The 21,759-nt window shown below is 36.8% G+C and carries 21 protein-coding genes and 1 riboswitch; of the genes, 18 read left to right on the top strand and 3 right to left on the bottom strand.

Annotation, left to right across the window (positions count from 1 at the left end; translation table 11 throughout):
* Window positions 1-124 precede the first annotated feature (124 nt).
* The gene (locus DW721_RS00950; protein WP_118744508.1) at window positions 125-1,405 is read left to right on the top strand and encodes a S1C family serine protease; all 1,281 of its coding nucleotides are present in this window, start codon (window positions 125-127) and stop codon (window positions 1,403-1,405) included.
* 129 nt (window positions 1,406-1,534) lie between these two features.
* Here DW721_RS00950 and DW721_RS00955 read toward each other — a convergent pair whose 3' ends face one another.
* The gene (locus tag DW721_RS00955) at window positions 1,535-3,424 is read right to left on the bottom strand and encodes a hypothetical protein (RefSeq protein WP_118744509.1); all 1,890 of its coding nucleotides are present in this window, start codon (window positions 3,422-3,424) and stop codon (window positions 1,535-1,537) included.
* A gap of 296 nt (window positions 3,425-3,720) precedes the next feature.
* On the opposite strand from DW721_RS00955, the gene DW721_RS00960 reads away from it, so the two are divergent.
* The 17 genes from DW721_RS00960 (at window position 3,721) to DW721_RS01040 (ending at window position 17,661) form a co-directional block, all read left to right on the top strand.
* Window positions 3,721-4,254 (top strand): YcxB family protein, encoded by a 534-nt coding sequence (locus tag DW721_RS00960; protein WP_182436158.1) that lies wholly within the window; start codon window positions 3,721-3,723, stop codon window positions 4,252-4,254.
* Entirely contained in the window at window positions 4,247-4,678 is a 432-nt protein-coding gene (gene tsaE, locus DW721_RS00965; RefSeq protein WP_118744511.1) for a tRNA (adenosine(37)-N6)-threonylcarbamoyltransferase complex ATPase subunit type 1 TsaE, read from the top strand. The genes DW721_RS00960 and tsaE overlap by 8 nt, the downstream gene beginning before the upstream one ends.
* A gap of 49 nt (window positions 4,679-4,727) precedes the next feature.
* On the top strand, window positions 4,728-5,438 hold the full coding sequence (gene tsaB, locus DW721_RS00970; RefSeq protein WP_118500003.1) for a tRNA (adenosine(37)-N6)-threonylcarbamoyltransferase complex dimerization subunit type 1 TsaB: 711 nt from the start codon (window positions 4,728-4,730) through the stop codon (window positions 5,436-5,438).
* Between the two features lie 2 nt (window positions 5,439-5,440).
* Window positions 5,441-5,920, top strand: coding sequence for a ribosomal protein S18-alanine N-acetyltransferase (gene rimI, locus DW721_RS00975; RefSeq protein WP_118744512.1), 480 nt, complete (start codon window positions 5,441-5,443; stop codon window positions 5,918-5,920).
* A 71-nt stretch (window positions 5,921-5,991) separates the two neighbouring features.
* Entirely contained in the window at window positions 5,992-6,204 is a 213-nt protein-coding gene (locus tag DW721_RS00980) for a hypothetical protein (RefSeq protein ID WP_243020610.1), read from the top strand.
* 102 nt (window positions 6,205-6,306) lie between these two features.
* A complete protein-coding gene (locus DW721_RS00985) occupies window positions 6,307-7,221 on the top strand; it encodes a ribonuclease Z (RefSeq protein ID WP_118744513.1) in 915 nt (304 codons plus the stop codon).
* A gap of 177 nt (window positions 7,222-7,398) precedes the next feature.
* The gene (locus DW721_RS00990) at window positions 7,399-8,022 is read left to right on the top strand and encodes a DUF6715 family protein (protein WP_118744514.1); all 624 of its coding nucleotides are present in this window, start codon (window positions 7,399-7,401) and stop codon (window positions 8,020-8,022) included.
* Window positions 8,023-9,045: a tRNA (adenosine(37)-N6)-threonylcarbamoyltransferase complex transferase subunit TsaD gene (gene tsaD / locus DW721_RS00995; protein ID WP_118744515.1), complete on the top strand. Its 1,023-nt coding sequence runs from the start codon at window positions 8,023-8,025 to the stop codon at window positions 9,043-9,045.
* A gap of 339 nt (window positions 9,046-9,384) precedes the next feature.
* A complete protein-coding gene (rny, locus tag DW721_RS01000; RefSeq protein ID WP_022015444.1) occupies window positions 9,385-10,947 on the top strand; it encodes a ribonuclease Y in 1,563 nt (520 codons plus the stop codon).
* 75 nt (window positions 10,948-11,022) lie between these two features.
* On the top strand, window positions 11,023-12,498 hold the full coding sequence (locus DW721_RS01005) for an ASKHA domain-containing protein (protein WP_182436159.1): 1,476 nt from the start codon (window positions 11,023-11,025) through the stop codon (window positions 12,496-12,498).
* Window positions 12,499-12,622: 124 nt separating this feature from the next.
* Entirely contained in the window at window positions 12,623-13,414 is a 792-nt protein-coding gene (gene proC / locus DW721_RS01010; RefSeq protein ID WP_022015442.1) for a pyrroline-5-carboxylate reductase, read from the top strand.
* Window positions 13,415-13,479: 65 nt separating this feature from the next.
* A complete protein-coding gene (locus DW721_RS01015) occupies window positions 13,480-14,154 on the top strand; it encodes a M23 family metallopeptidase (RefSeq protein ID WP_243020608.1) in 675 nt (224 codons plus the stop codon).
* A 134-nt stretch (window positions 14,155-14,288) separates the two neighbouring features.
* Window positions 14,289-15,110 (top strand): GTP pyrophosphokinase family protein, encoded by an 822-nt coding sequence (locus DW721_RS01020; RefSeq protein WP_022015440.1) that lies wholly within the window; start codon window positions 14,289-14,291, stop codon window positions 15,108-15,110.
* Window positions 15,111-15,113: 3 nt separating this feature from the next.
* Complete coding sequence (locus DW721_RS01025; protein WP_118499997.1) at window positions 15,114-15,677, top strand: hypothetical protein; 564 nt, start codon at window positions 15,114-15,116, stop codon at window positions 15,675-15,677.
* 16 nt (window positions 15,678-15,693) lie between these two features.
* On the top strand, window positions 15,694-16,728 hold the full coding sequence (locus tag DW721_RS01030) for an RluA family pseudouridine synthase (protein ID WP_055944200.1): 1,035 nt from the start codon (window positions 15,694-15,696) through the stop codon (window positions 16,726-16,728).
* Between the two features lie 31 nt (window positions 16,729-16,759).
* A complete protein-coding gene (locus DW721_RS01035; protein WP_118499995.1) occupies window positions 16,760-17,296 on the top strand; it encodes a Holliday junction resolvase RecU in 537 nt (178 codons plus the stop codon).
* An 8-nt stretch (window positions 17,297-17,304) separates the two neighbouring features.
* The gene (locus DW721_RS01040) at window positions 17,305-17,661 is read left to right on the top strand and encodes an Hpt domain-containing protein (protein ID WP_055944194.1); all 357 of its coding nucleotides are present in this window, start codon (window positions 17,305-17,307) and stop codon (window positions 17,659-17,661) included.
* 199 nt (window positions 17,662-17,860) lie between these two features.
* Here the strand turns inward: DW721_RS01040 and nrdD are convergent, their stop codons facing one another.
* Both nrdD and DW721_RS01050 read right to left on the bottom strand, forming a co-directional pair.
* On the bottom strand, window positions 17,861-20,023 hold the full coding sequence (gene nrdD, locus DW721_RS01045; protein ID WP_118499993.1) for an anaerobic ribonucleoside-triphosphate reductase: 2,163 nt from the start codon (window positions 20,021-20,023) through the stop codon (window positions 17,861-17,863).
* Between the two features lie 85 nt (window positions 20,024-20,108).
* On the bottom strand, window positions 20,109-21,005 hold the full coding sequence (locus tag DW721_RS01050) for a hypothetical protein (protein WP_118744518.1): 897 nt from the start codon (window positions 21,003-21,005) through the stop codon (window positions 20,109-20,111).
* A gap of 454 nt (window positions 21,006-21,459) precedes the next feature.
* A riboswitch (TPP riboswitch) is annotated at window positions 21,460-21,557 on the top strand.
* The last annotated feature ends 202 nt before the right edge of the window (window positions 21,558-21,759 follow it).

Below are 21,759 nucleotides of genomic sequence, written 5' to 3' on the forward strand. Positions count from 1 at the left end.
AATTTTTTACGATTTGTTAATATTGTATTCATAAATATATGGTAGATTTATACATAATGAGTTGAAAATAATGATTATTTTTGGTTAAAATGCAAAAATCTTATATGATAACAGAGGTATATATATGACAATTCATAAAAAGCCTGTAGAGGAGAAGGAGCATGATTCTGAAAAGTACCGTTTTATGAAAGAACAGGTACGGCCGCAACAGAAAAAAAATGCAATAAAATATGCTCAAAAAGCGGTGTCGGTAATAGTTCTTGCATTAATCTTTGGTTCGGCAGCCGGAGCCGCATTTTATTTTGTTCAAAGCAGACTTGGTGCGGACATGGATTTTGGGGATTACCTGGTAGAAACGATAAGACCGGAGGCAACAGGTCAGGATGATGACATAGATGGAAGTAAGATAGTGAGACGCAGTGTAAGTCAGTCAGATATTGATTCAATTACAAATTATGATCATGTTTCAAAGAAAATGGCGGCGATAGGCAGCAGTTATAAATATGCACTTGTAAAAGTTAAAGGTGTCATGGCGGATAACAACTGGAAAGATGTAAACAGTGATGATGGCGGTGTGACTTTTGGGGCAATATTTAGTATTACAAGAAATGAATATATCATAGTTACCGATTCAAGTGCTGTAAATGGCACAGACGAGGTATCTGTTGAATTTTTTGATGGTACGGAAGTTAAGGCATCCGTGATAAATATTGACAGTAATATCAATATTGCGGCATTGCGTGTAGATAAGACAAATATTCCTATAGCAACAAGAAGAAAAGCTTTTCCGATAAGTGTTGGAAGTGTGTCAGGTACAATAAATGGATCTAATGTTATAGCGGTGGGAGCACCAAATGGTATAATGTATTCCGTGATGCTTGGAAAAGTTATCAAATCAGATATTGAAGTGTCGATTATTGATAATCAGTTGTCGATGTACTCAACGGATATGGTAAGCACATCAATAAGTAACGGTATTATTTTAAATACAGATGGCAATGTGATAGGCATCATAAGCAATCATTATACAAATCTTACAGGAGAAAAAAATATCAGTTTTGTATCGATAAACAGTATAAATGATATGATAGAACTTCTGATGAGAGGAAAAAATGTCGCATATATGGGCATGGAAGGAAAGGATGTTGATTCTGCGGCTGCGGCTGAGCATAGCATATCCAGAGGGATATATGTGACGGCGGTTTATTCAAGTTCACCGGCATATGCAGGCGGTATGAGAGTTGCCGATGTGGTCGAAAAAATTGACGGCATATCAGTAAAAACAGTATATGCATTACATAATGTGCTGGTGAAGCATAAGAGTGGAGATGAGATAAAGGTAGAGGTATCGCGCAAAGTGAAAAATAAAAGAAAAAATATTACATTGAGTATTACATTGAGTTAAAGAAAATGCTTTTACAAATAAGATATGTTTGTAAAAGCATTTTTGTTTTTTGAAATTTGTTTTTATGTTTAGTCTTAAGCAATCTGTTTAAGCATTTTAGTTTTTTACGTTTTGTTTTGCACTTTATATTTAACGGCTTATATTATCTTCTTTAATTATCTGGACAAGTTTATGACGAAATGCTTTTTCATATACATCTTCATCGTGGAATGCAAAACGGTTAAAATCAAACTGGCTTTCAAGAATCATTCTTCTTGTAAAAAGAGTAAAATGTTTTTGGGTATGTGCCGGCCAGAATATACAGATGCATCCGTCAGCATTTGCCTCAGGAATATTAAAACTTTGGGCAAATTTTGAAACAAGGGCTCTGTCTGTCATAAATACATGGGAATATTGTCCTATAACCTTTGCAAGTCTTGTTCCGTTGATTGTAAAGGTGTTCATGTCATAGCCGTCTTTATATTCTTCGTTTTTTTTCTGTCCGGTATTGGTATCATCTTCAGATAGCTGCTGTGCTATAGCTATGATAGGAAGTTTTCTTTCCTGGTTTTTTATAAGGCTGTAAAAATCTGAATAATCATTATCGTCAGTTACAAATACGGCTTTATTACCGAGACGGATAACATCTACTATACCGGTTTTGTTTGAAAGATCAGACAGAAAAGATGGTTTTAAAAATGTTTCTTTCTGGCTGATGCTTCGAGGCAGATCTTTTGAGGTCATATGATAAAAATGTAGTCTGCCGTCATCAAGCTTTGCTATTGAGGTGTGGATATGCCAGAGAGTACCGATGTGTTTACTGTCGATATAGCTAATCTTCATATGAAAAGTAAGGTCATCAACATCATATTGTATCTTTAACTGATATCCGGGCAGCTTGTTTTTATATGAAATTACTTCCTCGGGCATATCTTCAAATACCGGATTCATTTTAAAACGTGCCCATTTATATACGATTGCACAGGAGTTTATAAATTCAGTTTCGAGTGTCCTTGATTCCTTGTGGAGCAGAGGAAGTTCAAGGTGAAACAAAATGTTTGACTCAAGTCTTGCGAGTGTTTCTTTTTTGTATATGCGGCTGTCATGCGGCTCATCTATCTTGTCACATACAAGTCTGATAAGCTGATTTTTAACAAGCTTATTATTTACAAGTTTGATTATGAGATTGTAATCTATAACCGGATTGTCAAGTTTTAACAGTTCACGGATAAGGATTATCCTCGGACATTTATAAAACTGTTTTGCAATCTCTTTGTCCTGATTGAATATTGCAATTATGTCAGGGTGGAGATGAGCCGAGTCCTCAAGTTTTATGCGGAAATGGCTTTTAAGCATCAATTCCCAGTTCATGTTCTTGTAGTGATTGTAAGAGAGTTCTTCAAAAAGCTTGACTAAAGACCAGTCACTAAGTTCAAGATTTGCAAGTATGCAATTTAGCATGCGTGAGAGTTCCTCACTGCCTTTCCAGAACAGGTCATCACTTATGCGGCTTTTATAACGCATATCATGTTCTATCTCATGCCATCCCTCGAAAAATACCGTTCTGAATTGCGTTTCAAATGTGGTATCAATAGGAAGCGACCACATTTCTTTTGTGTAGAGATTAAAATATTCGGCAGGGTATTTAAAAACACCGTTTATCTTTGTGGCACGAAATTCATCGGACTCAAAGAAGTTACGCGACCACTCGTCTATCATCTGAAAAGTTCTTTCCATAATATCGCGGCATATACTAAGGTCGTCATAATAGTAAAGAATTACACGAAGCCCGATAAGATCCTGTATTTTCTTAGGGTTGTTTAAAGTTCCGTATTTGCCGCGGTACAGTTTTGAAGCTATCGACTCGACCGATTTTACACGCGAAAATATGCGGAAATACAGACCGCATGAAGTGAGGATTTCCGTTATTGCATTTGTGATATGTTCACACAGTTCGTTTAATTTTTCAAAATCAATCTCCTGTTCAATGATTGCTTCAAGTTCTTCTTTGCTGTTATAATTTTCCATGTTTACAGACAATAAAATGTTCCCCCTGCTCTAGATAGTTATAATTTGTAACAGTTCAGCCTTTAATTTATTACATTCATAAATTATGCTTACATATAAACTCACAAATACGCTCTTTCAGAGTTTCTACGCTTGCTTTTCTATGAGGCTCATTATATTATATCACAAAAAAACGCTTGTGTATTGTTTTTTTGACCGAAAAAACTTATAATGATATAAAAGTGGGGCAGTATGCCTAAAAAATGTTCTCTAGGAAATCTTTATTCAGAAAATACAGAGAGAACATAAAACTAATATGGAGGATTTTAATGACTGAATTTAATTTTGATGCAAAACTTAGTGCGGCTGAGCTTTACGCATTTTCGATGAGACACACCTATAGGAGTATGTCAGGAATTTTTGGACTTATTATTAGTTTTGGAAGTCTTATAATATGTGCAGTGAGATATAAATACCTTGACAAAACTGCCATTATGGCTCTTATAATAATAGGTCTTATATTTACCGTTATACAGCCGCTTATGCTTTGGAGTAAGGCAAATGCACAGGTGAAAAAGAACAAGAGTATAAATGCTAAACTACACTATAATATAAGTGATAACGGTATTACTGTTTCGCAGGGAGAACAGGAAGCAGATGTAAAGTGGTATGATATAAGAAAGACGGTTATTGTAAAGGATGCTGTCTATGTTTATATGTCACCGGTGAGGGCATTTATATTTACAAAGAAACAGTGTGGTGATGATTTTGGTTCACTTGTCGGTTTTATACAGGAAAAAGTGAAACAGTACAAAGACTATGAACCGGAAGAAACAGAGGAAAACGGAGGAACTGATGAGTAAAAAAGTTGTGGTAAGCCAGTGTGAGAAAGACACATTTGAGCTTGGAAAAAAACTTGGAGAAAATTGCAAACCGGGGGACATAATCCTTTTAAATGGTGACCTCGGTGTCGGAAAGACCGTTTTTACAAAAGGTTTTGGCAAAGGACTTGGTATAGACGAACCTATATGCAGTCCGACTTTTACCATTATGCAGATATATGAGAGCGGAAGACTTCCGCTTTATCATTTTGATGTGTACCGTATTGCCGATGTATGTGAGATGGATGAGATAGGATATGAGGATTACTTTTTCGGAAATGGAGTATGCCTTATAGAGTGGGCAGGTCTTATAAGCGAGATAATACCGGATGAGCACATCAGTGTCACCATAGAAAAAGATCTTGAAAAAGGATTTGACTATAGAAATATCACGATAAAAGAATAAGTGAAAAATGTATAAAATAATAAAAAAGAAGTGGAGATAGATTATAGAGATGAAGATATTAGGAATTGACAGTTCAGGGCTTGTGGCTTCGGCTGCTATTGCCGATGAGAAAAATATCATTGCGGAGTTTACCGTAAACAATAAACAGACACATTCGCAGACACTTCTTCCGATGATAGAAAAAGTTGTTGATATGTCAGGTATTGAACTTGAACAGATAGACGCCATAGCGATTGCAGCAGGTCCCGGTTCATTTACGGGACTCCGTATAGGTTCAGCAACGGCAAAGGGGATAGGACTTGCTCTTAAAAAACCGATAGTTTCAGTGCCTACATTGGAGGGACTTGCCTACAGGGTAAGTGTTTTTGACGGACTTATATGCCCTATAATGGATGCAAGACGAGGTCAGGTCTACACGGGTATCTATAAAGCGGATGGTGACGGACTTACCTGTCTGTCAGAGCAGAAAGCCGTTGATATACATGATATTTTAAAAGAACTTGAAGAATATGATGAAAAGGTCATATTTTTAGGTGATGGGGTAGAGGTTCACAGGGAGACAATAGAAAATGAGTTAAAAAATGAGTTTGTTTTTGCACCGGTACATCTTTCAAAACAGAGTGCGGCAGCAGTAGCAGTTCTTGGCAGCATATATTTTGAGCAGGGAAAGGCAGAAAGTGCAGACGAGCACAAACCTATTTATCTTAGAAAGTCACAGGCTGAGAGAGAAAGAGAAGAAAGGTTAAAAAATCAGGGTTAAAATTGAGAGATTGTTTTAATATAGATGAAATGTCTGTTAAAGATATTGATGAGACGGTTCATTTAGAAGAGATTATTTTTTCTCATCCGTGGAGTAAAAAAAGCATAGAGAGTACATTGTTGTCATCAGATAATATCTGCCTTGTGGTATATGACAGCGAAAAAAATATACAGGCAGGTTATTGTATTTTTACGACATCATTCGAGGATGCCGACCTTTGCAGGATAGCAGTCCTTAATGACTACAGAAGAAATCATCTTGCAGACAGAATGTTAAAAAAGGCATTTGAAAAACTTGAAACAAATGGAGTTAAGAGAGTTATTCTTGAAGTCAGAGAGGGCAATAATGCAGCAATAACTCTTTATAAAAAATATGGATTTGAACAGATAGGTAAAAGAAAAAATTATTATAGTGAACCGGCAGAAGACGGTCTGGTGTTCGAGGCTACGCTGCCTGCCAGCTATTACCACTGTACATTATAAAATTCCTGGCGTATTATAAATGCAGATATAGTGATACAAATAACGCATCAGATGAAATGTCAGGAGGAAACATGAAGGATATATATTGTAATGTATGTGGAAAAAAATTATTTGTAGAAAAAGGAATATTAAAAGAGGACGCATTTGAAGCGAAAAAACAGTGGGGATATTTTTCAAAAAAAGATGGTATGCTCCACTCGTTTGTCATATGTGAAAAATGTTATGATGATATGATTGAGAAATTTGTGATACCGCCAGAGATTACGGAGGTTCATGAATTGTAAAGTGATAAGACGGTTCATTCTCAAAAAGAAATTGATTTTTTATAAAAAATCATTGCAAATAATTGTATCGTTATATAAAAGTCCTCTGGAATGTGAGGAAAAATGTTAGATTTATGTTTACTTGGGACAAGCGGGATGATGCCGCTGCCGGGAAGATGGCTTACGGCACTCATGTTGAGATTTTCAGGGAGCAGTCTTTTGATAGACTGCGGAGAGGGAACGCAGATAGCCATGAAAGAGGTGGGATGGAGTGCAAATCCCATTGATACGATATGTTTTACACATTATCATGGGGATCATATAAGCGGGCTGCCAGGTCTTCTGCTGTCTATGGGAAATTCAGACAGAAAGGAGCCGGTAACGCTTATTGGTCCAAAAGGTCTTGAAAAAGTTGTAAATTCTTTGAGAATAATAGCTCCGGGACTTCCGTTTAAATTGAATTTTATTGAACTTTCTGAGGACTGCCAGACGATAGATATAAACGGGTATCATCTTACAGCATTTAAAGTAAACCATAATGTAACCTGTTATGGATATACGATAGATATAAAAAGAGGTGGAAGATTTTTCCCTGAGCTTGCAAAAGAAAATGAGGTTCCGATGAAATTGTGGAGCAGACTTCAAAAAGGTGAGATTATAGAGTTTGAGGGAAAGGTCTATACACCGGATATGGTTATAGGTCCTGAGCGAAAAGGAATAAAAGTTACATATTGTACTGATACAAGACCGGTGAAAAGTCTTGTGGAAAATGCAAAAGAAGCAGACCTACTCATATGTGAGGGAATGTATGGCGAGAGTGACAAAAAACAAAAAGCAGTAGAGAAAAAGCATATGATGTTTGGCGAAGCGGCAAAAGTGGCGAGAGAAGCAAAAGTTAATGAGATGTGGCTTACACATTACAGTCCTTCACTGATACATCCGGAAAATTATATGGGACCGGTAAGAAAGATATTTAAAAATTCTTATCCGGGAAAGGACGGAAAGAGTGTTACACTGTCATACCCTGAAGATGAATAAAACAAAAGTTATTCAAAATGTGCAAAATGTAAAATTCTCAAAAATTAATGTAATTATCTAAATAATCCGAATATATTATATATAAAGTGCATAAGTGTGCAAGAATTATAATACAAATGGCAAGATAACAAAATACATCAGCACATTGTATAAAAAGGTGCGGAAAAGAGGGAGAATATGGATAAAAATAAAAAAAAGATTACGAGTGCATTTTTTATTATGCTTATTATCGTTGTGTTAGCTGTTACCGGATATTATGTGATAAACAAAAAGATAACACAGGATGCGGCAGATGAAGTAAAACTTCCAAATACAGAGTACGGAAAGCTGCTCGCAAAGGATCTTGATACTGCTTATCCAAAAACACCGACAGAGGTTGTAAAATTGTACTGGCGTTTTAATCAATGTATGTATAATGAGGATGATTTAAGTAACAGTGAATTTGAGGGACTTTTAAAACAGCTTAGAAGGCTCTATGATGATGAATTTTTAAGTCATTCAGACAATTCATGGGATAAAATGCTTAAAAATTTTAAATTAGATAAAAAGAAATATAAGAGAAACAAACAAAAGATTTCCTCATATATAGTACAGGACAATGATGATGTAAAGTTTGGAGAGGAAAAAGGAAAAGAGTGTGCCATACTTTACACGAATACACTTGTAAAAAAAGGGTCAGACAGAGTAAGACTTTATGAGAAATTTATGTGTCGTAAGGATTCATCAGGAAATTGGAAAATATTAGGATGGAGTAATGCGGCAAAGGAAGGAAAAAAATATTTTGACAATTCGGAGGAATAAATGAAAGACGATATATTGATATTAGGAATAGAAAGTTCCTGTGATGAAACTGCAGCAGCAGTGGTTAAAAACGGCAGAGAGGTTCTTTCAAATGTGATTTCTTCTCAGATAGCGATACATACTCTGTATGGCGGTGTTGTACCGGAAATTGCATCGAGAAAGCATATTGAAAAGATAAATCAGGTTATAGAGCAGGCACTTGAGGATGCAAATGTAACACTTAATGATATAGATGCCATAAGTGTTACATATGGTCCGGGACTTGTCGGAGCTCTGCTTGTCGGTGTCGGTGCAGCGAAAGCTATCGCATATGCGGCAAAGAAACCACTTGTCGGTGTTCATCATATAGAGGGACATATAGCAGCAAACTACATAGAACACAAAGACTTAGAGCCGCCATTTCTTTGTCTTGTGGTATCAGGAGGACATACACATCTTGTGCGTGTACTCGAATATGGTAAATTTGAGATAATTGGATGCACACATGATGATGCAGCAGGGGAAGCCTTTGATAAAGTCGCAAGGGCGATAGGTCTTGGTTATCCGGGTGGTCCTAAGATAGATAAACTTGCAAAAGAGGGAAATCCTCATGCAATAGAATTTCCGAGAGCAAAGATAGATGGAAGTAAATATGATTTCAGCTTTTCGGGAGTAAAGTCAGCCGTTTTAAATTATCTTAACGGATGTGAGATGAAAAACATAGAAGTAAACAGAGCAGATGTGGCAGCGTCTTTCCAGCAGGCAGTGGTTGATGTGCTTGTTGAGAGAGCGATAGATGCAGCAAAGCGTCTCGGAGAGGATAAGATAGCCGTTGCGGGAGGAGTTGCATCAAACTCAGCACTAAGAGCAGCAATGAAAAATGGATGTGAAAAAAATAACATTACATTATATTATCCGTCGCCGGTGTTCTGTACTGACAATGCGGCTATGATAGCGGTGCAGGGCTATTATGAATATATGGCAGGTACAAGAAGTGGTCTTGACTTAAATGCCGTTCCAAATTTAAAGATTGGTGAGAGGTGATGAAGTAACAGTTCAGCCCCTCATTTATTACATTCGTAAACCTGCCAGCAAGCTGTCAGTCGCTGCTTTGCAGCTTGTGTTTACTTCATTTCATAAATGAAAGGCTATTTTGCCCCAAAAAACAAGTCAATAATACATTGAGCAAGCTCATGTATTATTGACTTATCTTTTTTGGGGCTGAACTGTTTTTATATGACTTTCTGGTAGTTCATATCTTGACAGCTTAATGCAAAAAGTATAAAATTATATTGTTGTGGTATGTAATATGGATAAGATTTTTTTGATTATATGTATATTATTTACAACACAATGAATATTTATAAGGAGGGCTCCTGTTCGATGGAAGTGGTTATTATAATAATAGCCATTGTGCTTCTATTGGTTGGGATTATCGTTACAGCGCTTATTACAAAAAATGTCGCTATTGAACAATATAAAAAGAGCGAAGAAGTAAAAGTTGGCAATGCGGAAGAAAAAGCACGCGGAATCATAGATGATGCTTTGAAAACTGCTGAGACTAAAAAGCGTGAAGCACTTCTTGAAGCAAAGGAAGAAGCGATCAAGACGAAAAATGAGATTGAGCGTGAATCCAAAGAGAGAAGAGCAGAATTGCAACGATATGAAAAACGCGTATTATCGAAGGAGGAAACTCTGGATAAGAAGTCAGATGCACTTGAAAAGAAAGAAAATAAGCTGAATGCAAAAAATGCTGACCTTGACAGGCAGAAAAAAGAGCTTGAAGAAATCAAGGCAAGTCATTTGCAGGAACTTGAAAAAATTTCGGGACTGACTACTGAACAAGCTAAGGAATATCTGTTAAAATCTGTTGAAGAAGATGTGAAACATGAGACTGCCGTTCTTGTTAAAGAACTTAACAAGAAGGCAAAGGAAGAAGCTGACAAGAAAGCAAAAGATTATGTGGTTACAGCTATACAGAGATGTGCCGCAGACCATGTTGCAGAGACGACTATATCAGTCGTACAGCTTCCTAATGATGAAATGAAAGGCAGGATAATAGGTCGAGAGGGAAGAAATATCCGTACTATCGAAACTCTTACCGGAGTAAATCTTATTATAGATGATACACCGGAAGCAGTAGTATTATCAGGCTTTGATGGTGCAAGGAGAGAAGTAGCAAGAATTGCACTTGAAAAACTTATTGTTGATGGAAGAATACATCCGGCACGCATTGAGGAGATGGTCGAAAAGGCTAAGAAAGAAGTCGAATCAATGATGCGTGAAGAAGGTGAAGCAGCTACATTAGAAGTTGGAGTGCATGGTATTCATCCTGAACTTATCCGTCTTTTAGGAAAGATGAAATTCAGGACAAGTTATGGACAGAATGCACTTAATCATTCGATAGAGGTTGCTCATCTGGCAGGGCTTCTTGCAGGTGAGATTGGTGTGGATGTCCGTACAGCAAAGAGAGCAGGTTTATTACATGATATTGGAAAGAGTGTTGACCAGGAGATGGAGGGTACTCATGTTCAGATAGGTGCAGATCTTTGTCGCAAGTATAAAGAATCTCAGGTTGTAATAAATGCAGTTGAGGCACATCATGGTGATGTTGAGCCTGAATCTCTAATTGCGTGTATCGTACAGGCCGCAGATACTATTTCAGCAGCTCGTCCGGGTGCAAGAAGAGAGACATTAGAAACATATACAAACAGATTGAAACAGTTAGAAGATATTTCAAACAGCTTTAAGGGTGTTGAAAAATCATTTGCAATCCAGGCAGGCAGGGAAGTACGTGTTATGGTTGTACCTGACAAGATCAGTGATGACGATATGGTATTGCTTGCAAGAGACATTTCAAAGCAGATTGAGGAAGAATTAAAATATCCGGGTCAGATTAAGGTTAATGTAATCAGAGAATCCAGAGTTACAGATTATGCTAAATAGACACAGTGGACTGTAAAATTAAGGAATCGTCTTATGGACGGTTCCTTTTTCAAACTAACAAAAAACGGAGATAGAATGGTAATAATTAAAAAAGAAAAATTTACTTCGGAGAAATCTGTTCTGTATGTAAAGAATAAACAGACAGAAGAAAAAAAAGTTGTATCTGAGTGTACTGATACAGATGTTTTAAATAATAATATAAATTTGGAGTTTGGAGTAGCTGTCGATATTGGAACGACGAGTATCGCAATAGGAATATTTGACATAAAGAGCGGGTCACTTATAGGAAATCAGACACGGACGAACTGTCAGACAATGTACGGCAGTGATGTTATGATGAGGATAATGCATTGCATAAACGGAAAAGAGCAGTTGTTACATGATATTCTCATAGAGCAGATAGAGGATATGACAGGGAGTATCTTAGATAACAACATTAGCGGACATAAAAGCAATATACATTCTAAGATAAGCAGTAAGATTGTAAGTAAGGAAAGTGATAAAATACAGGATATTGTGATTAAGAAAATGGTTGTTGTGGGAAACACAACAATGTGCCACATATTTTTAAATAAGGATGTGACAGGTCTTAAAGGTGCACCATTTAGCGTTGCATATGAGGGAGTGTACAGGACAAATTCATACGATATAGGTTTTAAGATATATGATATTGATGAGGTTATCGTGCTTCCTAATATTATGGCTCATGTCGGTGCAGATGCGGCGGCAGTGCTTTGCAAAGAAAAAATGTATAAAACAGGTATAAATGAAATTGCGATAGACATAGGTACAAATGCGGAGATTTTGTTAAATTGTTCAGGAAAAGTATTTGTAACTTCGACAGCGGCCGGCCCGGCATTTGAGGGTAAAGGCATCCGTTCAGGTATGCGTGCCGCACCGGGAGCAATAAATTCAGTGAAGATAAGCAGGGTAAACGGAAATATCATACTTGGTATGCTTGATGATGGAAAAGCAGAAAATCCGAGAGGGCTATGTGGTTCGGGGCTCATAGATGCAATTTCAGAGCTTATGAAAGCAAGACTTCTTAAAAAAGACGGATATTTGTTGACAAGAGAGGAAGCCTTAAGGCAGAATGTTAATATAAATCTGTGTGAACATTTAAAAAGTGATGATAAGGATGGAAACTGTTTCATATTATCAGAAGAAAATAATATAGTAATAACACAGAAAGACATACGAAATGTCCAGCTTGCTAAAGGTGCGATACAGGCAGGCTGCGAGATATTGCTAAAAAAAGCAGGTATCGGTTTAAATGATATAAACAGTATAAAGATAGCAGGTGTGTTCGGAAAATATATCCATGTATCGCAGGCGATGAACTTCGGACTTTTTCCAAAATATCCTGAAAAGCTTGAGATTGTTGGAAATGCGGCAGGAGATGGAGCAGCAATGGCACTGTTCGAGGATGGATTTATTGATGAGATGGAAAAACAGGTTAAAAAGGTTCATCATGTTGAGCTTGCCGGTGAAAAAGATTTTCAGAAAAAATTTATGAATGCAATGGAGTTAAAAGAGTGGTATTATAATTAGTGAAATAAATATTACTATTAAAGATGGCGGGGCAAAAGCTATTTTGTCCTTGTATAGCATGAATATAAAACAGATAAAGAAAGGCAGCATATTGAAAAAGTGCTGTGGAAAATGGAGGGCAAACATGAGATTAGGATTTATTGGAGCAGGAAACATGGCACAGGCTATGATAGGAGGAATACTTGCAAAGGAAATTGTAAAAAAAGAGGATATTATCGCATCAGCCGCTACACAAAAGACTATCGATAAAGTTGCAAAAGAATTTGGAATAAATGTAACACTTGATAATAGAGAGGTTGCAAAAGCTGACATAGTATTTCTTGCCGTAAAACCGTTTTATTATGAGGAAGTAATAGACGGGATAAAAGATGTTGTAGATGAAAAACAGCTTATAATAAGCGTTGCGGCAGGAAAAAGTGTTGAATGGGTTGAAAATGCATTTGGCGGAAAGAAAAAAATAGTCAGGATAATGCCTAATACTCCGGCACTTGTAGGAGAAGCGGTGACGGCTATATGCCCAAATGCGAACATAACAGATGGTGAGAAACAGGAAATAGTAGAACTTATAGCTTCATTCGGGCTTGCCCAGATAGTGAGTGAAAAGATAATGGATGCGGTTATTGCCGTAAGCGGAAGTTCACCGGCATATGTATTTATGTTTATCGAAGCAATGGCAGATGCGGCGGTAGCAGAAGGGATGCCCAGAGTACAGGCATATCAGTTTGCGGCACAGTCTGTACTTGGCAGTGCGAAGATGGTACTTGAGACAGGAAAGCATCCCGGAGAGCTTAAGGATATGGTATGTTCACCGTCAGGGACGACGATAGAAGCAGTAAAAGTTTTGGAAGAAAAAGGTTTTAGAAGCAGCATTATCGAAGCGATGAGTGCATGTGCCGACAAGTCTAGAAATATGTGATTGCGTCATAGATATAAAGTTTGAGCATATGATTTATCTATAGGTATGTCAGGAGACGGACTTCAGTGGATAAATTAAAAAATAGAAATATCAGGTTCAGATATAAAAAAGAAATTTTTGCGGTAGTTTTATGTATCATATTGTGCGTAAGTCTGCATTATATATGCACATGGGAATGTGTAATGAAAACAGAGTGCAGATTTATGGCACAATTTGAGAATAATAAGAGCAGAAAAGTGGCAGCGGACATTATAAAGGAATGTAGTGTTTTTCCAGCGGCAAAGAATGAGAATGTCAATAGAGAAGATAAAGTGAATTGTTATTATGAAAACGGATATGGTGACGGCAGAAGCTTTGGCGGAAAAAGAAAACACGAAGGCATAGATATAATGTCCTCAGTAGACAAAAAATGTTTGTTTAAGATAAGGTCTGTTTCAGATGGGACCGTAGAGAAAAAGGGCTGGCTTAAACTTGGAGGTTACAGGCTGGGAATAAGAAGTGACAGTGGGATATATTATTATTATGCACATCTTGCTTCGTATGCAGATAACATAAAATGCGGGGACAGGGTGAAAGCCGGTCAATTTATAGGATATATGGGAAATACAGGATATGGAGATGAGGGGACAAGTGGAAAATTTCCGGTGCATCTTCATTTTGGAATATATATAAAGGATGGAATAGGAGAAAGCAGCATAAATCCGTTTTATCTGTTAAAAAAACTAGAGAAATGCCGGTGATAATAGTGTGAAAAGTCATATACAAAATATTATTCACACATGGGATTTTTATCTGTGCACACTGGATATAAATCTTATTTGTGAAATATATTTCACACTATGCACAAAAAATGTGTGCAGAAATGGAGATTAAGATGGAAATACAGCTTTGGAAAGAAATATTAGAGCCATATGGTCAGGCAGTGGATGAGCTTGTGGTAAAGTTTAATCATATAAAGAGAGAATATCAGAATGGAAGGATGTATTCACCGATAGAGTCGGTTTCAGGACGAGTAAAAAGCATATCGAGTATTATGGAAAAAGCTCAGAGAAAGAATGTTAAGATAGAAGAAATCGAGGAGAAGATAGAGGATATAGCGGGAATCAGGATAATATGCCAGTTTGTCGAAGATATAAATACAGTTGTAAAAATAATAAAAAAGCGTGGTGACCTTGAGGTCAAACAGGAAAAGGATTATATCACAAACAGTAAACCGAGCGGTTACAGGAGTTATCATGTTATCGCATATTATACGGTTCAGACTATATACGGTCCTAAAAAGCTTGAAGTGGAAATTCAGATAAGAACGCTTGCGATGAATTTCTGGTCTACAATAGAACATTCACTCCAATACAAATATAAAGAACATATGCCACAGGAATTAAGGAAAAGACTTTTAAGCGCGGCAAATGCAGTTGAGGTTCTTGATAATGAGATGGCTTCTGTTCGTGAGGAGATAATGGATGCACAAAATCACAACAGGCAGAAAGCAAATATTATAGCGGATATAGTCAGAAGTATAGAAGAACTTTATTATGTCGCAAATAAGAGAGAAGTCGAAAAAATTCAGGATGAATTTTATAAGATATATAAACAAAATGACATGACAATGTTGAAGCGTTTCAACAAGCAGCTTGATATAATAGCAGAGACATACAGGGCACAGAGCCTTGAAATTTTAGGGAAAGGATATTAAAAGATGAAGATTTCAAGAGGTGAACTTGGATATTTAGAGTACAAAAAAAAGAAAGCGGTTTTGGGAACGGTGGCAATGGCAGTTATCGGTCTTGCTATATTTATAATAGGATTGTTTTTAAATAAAATGTCAAATAAAAACATATTTACGGTCGTTGCTGTACTTTTTGCACTTCCGGCTGCAAAATTTCTTGTAGCTTATATAGTTGCATTTCCGTATCACACTGTCGGAAAAGAGAGATTTGATAAGATAAAAGCTCATGTTACAGAGGGGATGACACTATACACAGACCTTGTCATAACATCATCCGAAAAGGTTATGAGTCTTGACTTTGTGGTTGTTGGAAATAAGCAGGTAATAGGTATTACAAGTGACAAAAAAGTTGATATTTCATATATAAGAAAATATCTCACGGACGGTGTTGCAAACTGGGGCGATGATTACAAAGTCAAGATAGTTGAGAGCGAGAAATTGTTCATAAATGAGCTTGATAATGTCAAGAGTGTTGATGTGGATGAGGAACAGGAAGATAATGTGAAGTCTTATATTGTTTCACTTATTGTGTAAAAGAGAGGAAAGAAATATGAGAGAGATTAGCATCACTTCGGTTGATGAGGGACAAAGACTTGATAAGTATCTTGCAAAGTTTATGCCGGAGGCTCCTAAAAGTTTTTTTTACAAGATGATGCGAAAGAAGAATATTGTGTTAAACGGGAAGAAAGCGGCAGGTATGGAGAAACTTGCAGCAGGTGATGTTGTGAAACTTTTTCTTGCGGATGATACGATTGATAAATTCAGGGGCATTGCCGGTGCAGAAAAACAGTATATATCAAAGGCTGATACTACATCAAAGAAGCAGAGAGTTAAGCTTGATATTATTTTTGAGGATGAGGATATTCTTGTTGTAAATAAGCCTGTTGATATGCTGTCACAGAAAGCAGATAAGAATGATATTTCACTTGTAGAGCACATCACATGGTATCTTGAAAGTCAGAAAGACAATGAAGATAAGGAATTTCAGGGTTTTAAACCTGGGATTTGCAACCGCCTTGACAGAAATACGAGCGGTCTTATCGTTGCGGGAAAATCAATAAAAGGTCTTCAGAGCATGAACGAACTTTTCAGGGAGAGAAAACTTAAAAAGTATTACCTCTGTATCGTAAAAGGAAAAATTACCAAGTTTAAGCGTATTGACGGTTATCTCACAAAAAATGAAAATCACAATACGGTTACTATCTCAGATAAAATGTCAGAGGGGGCACACCGCATTATAACAGAGTATGAGCCTCTCGGACAAGGTATGTTTCAGGATGGATATTACACATTGCTTAAAGTTCATCTTGTGACCGGAAAGTCGCATCAGATACGAGCACATTTAAAGAGCATAGGTCATCCTATTATTGGAGACTCAAAATATGGCTACAAGGATGTTTACAAGATTTTTAGAAAAGAGTTTGGACTTAGACATCAGCTTTTGCACGCATGGAGACTTAAGCTTGGAAATGATGAAAAAGTACCTGAAAAATACAGGGATAAGGTTTTTGAAGCGGCACTGCCTGATGAATTTTTGAATATTCTTAAAGGTATCGGGATAGACAACCGGGATTTTTGCAAGTAAAAAGGTAAGGTATTTAAGAAAGGAAATATAAATGGGATCGTGGAATTCGAGAGGACTCAGAGGTTCTATGCTGGAGGAGGCGGTAAATTTCACAAATGAAAAGTACAGTCAGGAAAATCTTGCACTTGTGCAGAAAATACCGACTCCGATAACACCGATAGAGATAGACAAGCAGAGCCGCCATATCACACTTGCATATTTTGAGCAGAAAAGTACAGTCGATTATATAGGTGCTGTTCAGGGCATACCGGTGTGTTTTGATGCGAAAGAGTGCAGGACAAAAACATTTCCGCTTCAAAATATACATAGTCATCAGATGGAATTTATGGCTAAGTTTGAAAAGCAGGATGGAGTTGCTTTTTTTCTTGTTATGTTTACAGGTGAGAACAGGTGCTTTTATGTGCCGTATCGTGATATGAAAGTATTTTGGGACAGAGCAGGGAATGGTGGCAGAAAGAGTTTTAAAATGGAAGAACTTAGAGAAGAATATGAGATAGAGATTACAAATCAGGTGTATATTCATTATCTCACACAGATAAATATGGATCTTGCAAAGAGGGAGGAATAGTGTTAAAAATGAGTAAAGAGATGAAAGAAGGACTGATTTCTCAGGGAGTAGATTATAATACGGCACTTGAGAGATTTATGGGAAAAGATGATTTGTATGAGAGATTTCTTGTAAAATTTCTTGACGATGAAAATTTCAGTAAACTTGGAGAAAATATTAAGGCGGGAAATGTTGGGGAGGCATTTAAATGTGCTCATACCTTAAAAGGCTTGTCAGGAAACTTAGGATTTGACAATTTATTGGAGGAAGATGTCCGGATTGTTGAGATTTTAAGAAGTGGTTCTTTGGACGGTGTTGAAGAATTATATGAGATACTTAGAGAAAAGTATCAAAAATTATGTGATACGATAAAAAAGTGTGAGTAGGATTTTGAAAATATCATATAATCAATATTAGATACACTGTTATAAATTAAATATATTATATATAAAAGCTGTATATCATTAGAAATATATGATATACAGCTTTTTGAGCCTATCAGGAAAATAGTAAAACAAGCCTGCGAATATATGCTTGGTATTTACGGAGGCAGAATTGTTTTGTTTATTATGACTTCATATCTGTTTAAAGATGAAGTACACGCTCTTTTATCTCCTGTGTTCTGCCCTGATTCCAGAATTGGGTGCCGATATATCCACAGGTTCGTCTTGCGACATTCATCTTATTCTGGTCGGTATTGCCGCAATTAGGGCATTGCCATATAAGTTTGCCGCTTTCATCTTCGACGATTTCTATCTGACCATTATAACCACAGCACTGGCAGTAATCACTTTTAGTGTTAAGTTCGGCATACATAATATTGTCGTAAATATATTTGACTACTTCAAGTACGGCATCAATGTTGTTTTCAAGGTTTGGAACTTCAACATAGCTTACTGCTCCACCCGGAGAGAGTTTTTGGAACCGGGCTTCAAATTTTAATTTATCAAAAGCGTTTATAGGTTCGGTTACATGAACATGGTAGCTGTTTGTGATATAATTTTTGTCAGTGACACCCTCAATTATGCCAAATCTTTTTTGTAAACATTTGGCAAATTTATATGTTGTCGATTCTAGCGGAGTTCCGTATATACTGAAATCAATATTTTCCTCAGCTTTCCATTTAGTGCAATAATCATTAAGTTTCTGCATGACTTCGAGTGCAAAAGGGGTTGCATCGGGCGAAGTGTGCGATTTTCCGGTCATATAGCGTACGCACTCGCAAAGTCCGGCATAGCCAAGCGATATTGTTGAATAGCCATTATATAAAAGTTTGTCTATTTTTTCGCCCTTTTTAAGTCTTGCTAAGGCACCGTTTTGCCAAAGGATAGGTGCAACATCTGATAGTGTGCCTTTGAGTCTGTTGTGGCGGTACATAAGTGCTTTCTTGCAAAGTTTCATGCGTTTATCAAATATCTGCCAGAATTTATCCATATCTTTTTCTGATGAACAGGCTATATCTACAAGATTTACGGTAACGACACCCTGATTGAACCTGCCGTAAAATTTAGGTTTACCGTTCTCGTCATGATAGACCGTAAGGAAAGAGCGGCAGCCCATACACGGATAACAGTTGCCGTCTTTAAGGTCAAGCATGACTTTTTCAGAGATATAGTCGGGAACCATTCTTTTTGCGGTACATTTTGCGGCAAGTTTTGTCAGATACCAGTATTTTGAGCCCTCTGTGATATTATCTTCTTCAAGCACATAAAGAAGTTTTGGAAAAGCGGGTGTGATGTAGATGCCTTTTTCGTTTTTCACACCGAGGATACGCTGGTTCAATATCTCCTCTATGACCATTGCAAGGTCTGTCTTTGTTCTCTCGTCTTTTGCTTCATTGAGATACATAAATATAGTAACAAAAGGAGCCTGTCCGTTTGTAGTCATAAGCGTGATAACCTGGTATTGTATCATCTGTACGCCACGCTTTATCTCGTCTTTAACTCTTATCTCGACAACTTTTTCAACCTGTTCATGAGTATAATTTATTCCTGCGGTTTCAAATTCAGCAGTTACCTGTTTAAAATATTTTTTGCGGCTCACATCGACAAACGGAGCGAGATGTGCAAGTGAAAAACTCTGACCGCCATACTGTGAACTTGCTATTTGTGCGATACTCTGTGTTGCGATATTGCACGCAGTGGCAAAACTTTTTGGTGTGTCTATCATAGTCTCGCTTATGACAGTGCCGTTCTGGAGCATATCCTCAAGGTTTACAAGGCAGCAGTTGTGCATATGCTGTGCAAAATAATCTGAGTCGTGAAAGTGGATTATTCCCTGTTCGTGTGCTCTGACAATATCCTCAGGAAGTAAAAATCTTTTAGTTATATCCTTGCTTACTTCACCAGCCATATAGTCACGCTGGACGCTGTTTACAGTAGGGTTTTTGTTGGAATTTTCCTGCATGACTTCCTCATTGTCACATTCGATAAGACTTAAGATCTGTTTGTCAGTTGAATTTGATTTTCTTACAAGTGCCCTGTTGTAGCGGTAGGTTATATACTTTCTGGCAAGGGCAAATGCACGCTTGTTCATTATCTGGTCTTCGACAAGATCCTGTATCTCTTCAACATTTAAGGCACGGTGCATTTCTTCGCATATACTTTCAACATTTGATGCTATTTCAGCTATCTGTTCTTCTGAAAGGCGTTCCATAGTCGGAACTTCTGTATTTGCTTTGCTTATTGCAGCGATTATCTTATCTGCATCAAACTCGTTTTCTGAACCGCTTCTTTTAATGATCTTCATAATATTCCTGCTTTCTTTAATGGATTTCATGTGCTCTGAATGTTACATGATGTAATACATATACCGGTGAAAATCAAACCGGCAGTCAGTCTTTATTATTTTTTTTGACTTTTGTATTTATATATCCAATCATCTCCTTTACTGATATTGATGATTTATTTTTAGGAATAAATCGCATAGTTGGGAATGCATCCACAATACGCCTGTTTCCCATGAAAAAGTGTTTGTTTTTTAACAGAGAACGGCTTTTTTCACGATAATCACTTAATTTTTCTTCAATAAGGCGTAGCTTAGGTTCTTCAATAACAGTTTCTTTTAAGGATGCAAGTTTTTCACGGATATTTTCTATTTTTTCACTTAGACCGATTTTTGCCAGGAGGTCATCTTTCAATGAGTTAAGCTGTAATTCCTGAAACTGCTGTTCAAGTTCCTGTCTGAATGTATAAAGTGTTTCCAACTGTTTTCTGAAATTAACAGTTTCAATAATTGTGTATGTCAGATCGGCAAGTGAAATCAAGATAAGAACTGTAAGTATTTTTAGCCCTGTTGCCTCGGGTATAAGACCGATAAGCCAAATTGCAAACGGTTCAAGGACATCAAACAAAAATAAAGTCAGAAATCCCCAGAACATAGAGGGGATAATGGCAATCCTGCCGTTTAAATTGTAAGGGGCTTTTGAGTAATCCCACCATTTAGCATGAAAAAGTTTTTCAAGCACATAAGATGTGAGGTATTCTATAACAGTAGCAATAAGCATACCGAGAGCGTAAAGTAGTGACGGGTGACTGGAAACAGGTCGTAAAAGTACATAAACAAGAGTAGCACCCGTACCGTATAAAGGAAGCATCGGACCGACGAGAAAGCCTCTGTTGACAGGCTTTCCGGTTCTTATCGAAACAAAAGTGCTCTCATAAACCCAGCCTAAAATGCTAAAAACATAGAAATCCATCAGAATAAAGTAAATGGAAAGCCCCAGTATCATAAATAACCTCCAAATATATTTTAGAAAAATACAATTTAAGACAGATTTTTCCTTAAAATCTTAATAAAAAGTTTTAATATAATGGTAGCTTTTTTGTGGGTGATAGTCAATACTTGACATTTGGTGATAAAGGTGTTATCGGGCAGGAAATTTCGTAGTAACAGTTCAGCCTTTCATTTTCGTAGTAACAGTTCAGCCTTTCATTTTCGTAGTATAACAGTTCAGTCTTTCATTTCTTACATTCATAAACCTGCCAGCGAGCTGTCAGTCGCTGCTTTGCAGCTTATGTTTACTCATTTCAGAAATGAAAGGCTATTCTACCATAAAAAGGTACTTAACAATACAATGAACAAGCTCATTGTATTGCCAATTATCTTTTTATGGCTGAACTGTTACATTTCGTATGTTAAAATGTAAAAAATATCTTGACATTAGTATTGAAAGTAAATATAATCAGATACATCTGGGGAGCTTAATGCTGAGAGGGATTTTATCCGACCCATATGACCTGATACAGTTAGTACTGTCGTAGGCAGATATTGTTTATGTGGATTACGGTTTGAAATTTTTAATATTTATATATAGATAGTTATATTAAAGATTTAAAACTTCTGTTTAAATGGTTCACATATGTTTTAAATATTTTGCATGGTCACTCCGGAGACTGGTGTATTACATCAGTTATCCGGAGTTTTTTATGTATAGGGAAATGCTCATAACATAGTGTGATGCCAACAAGAATTGCTTCACAATT

Source organism: Clostridium sp. AM27-31LB, from assembly GCF_003480745.1.
GTDB lineage: Bacteria > Bacillota > Clostridia > Lachnospirales > Lachnospiraceae > Butyribacter > Butyribacter intestini.

Coding starts and splice junctions, on each gene's coding strand:
- tsaB (WP_118500003.1), top strand. CDS start 4,728: ATGAAGATATTAGGAATTGACAGTTCAGGGCTTGTGGCTTCGGCTGCT.
- DW721_RS00980 (WP_243020610.1), top strand. CDS start 5,992: ATGAAGGATATATATTGTAATGTATGTGGAAAAAAATTATTTGTAGAA.
- tsaE (WP_118744511.1), top strand. CDS start 4,247: ATGAGTAAAAAAGTTGTGGTAAGCCAGTGTGAGAAAGACACATTTGAG.
- DW721_RS01035 (WP_118499995.1), top strand. CDS start 16,760: ATGGGATCGTGGAATTCGAGAGGACTCAGAGGTTCTATGCTGGAGGAG.
- DW721_RS00960 (WP_182436158.1), top strand. CDS start 3,721: ATGACTGAATTTAATTTTGATGCAAAACTTAGTGCGGCTGAGCTTTAC.
- rny (WP_022015444.1), top strand. CDS start 9,385: ATGGAAGTGGTTATTATAATAATAGCCATTGTGCTTCTATTGGTTGGG.
- DW721_RS01030 (WP_055944200.1), top strand. CDS start 15,694: ATGAGAGAGATTAGCATCACTTCGGTTGATGAGGGACAAAGACTTGAT.
- tsaD (WP_118744515.1), top strand. CDS start 8,023: ATGAAAGACGATATATTGATATTAGGAATAGAAAGTTCCTGTGATGAA.
- proC (WP_022015442.1), top strand. CDS start 12,623: ATGAGATTAGGATTTATTGGAGCAGGAAACATGGCACAGGCTATGATA.
- DW721_RS00990 (WP_118744514.1), top strand. CDS start 7,399: ATGGATAAAAATAAAAAAAAGATTACGAGTGCATTTTTTATTATGCTT.
- DW721_RS01050 (WP_118744518.1), bottom strand. CDS start 21,005: ATGATACTGGGGCTTTCCATTTACTTTATTCTGATGGATTTCTATGTT.
- DW721_RS01005 (WP_182436159.1), top strand. CDS start 11,023: ATGGTAATAATTAAAAAAGAAAAATTTACTTCGGAGAAATCTGTTCTG.
- DW721_RS00950 (WP_118744508.1), top strand. CDS start 125: ATGACAATTCATAAAAAGCCTGTAGAGGAGAAGGAGCATGATTCTGAA.
- DW721_RS01040 (WP_055944194.1), top strand. CDS start 17,305: ATGAGTAAAGAGATGAAAGAAGGACTGATTTCTCAGGGAGTAGATTAT.
- DW721_RS01025 (WP_118499997.1), top strand. CDS start 15,114: ATGAAGATTTCAAGAGGTGAACTTGGATATTTAGAGTACAAAAAAAAG.
- nrdD (WP_118499993.1), bottom strand. CDS start 20,023: ATGAAGATCATTAAAAGAAGCGGTTCAGAAAACGAGTTTGATGCAGAT.
- DW721_RS01020 (WP_022015440.1), top strand. CDS start 14,289: ATGGAAATACAGCTTTGGAAAGAAATATTAGAGCCATATGGTCAGGCA.
- DW721_RS00985 (WP_118744513.1), top strand. CDS start 6,307: ATGTTAGATTTATGTTTACTTGGGACAAGCGGGATGATGCCGCTGCCG.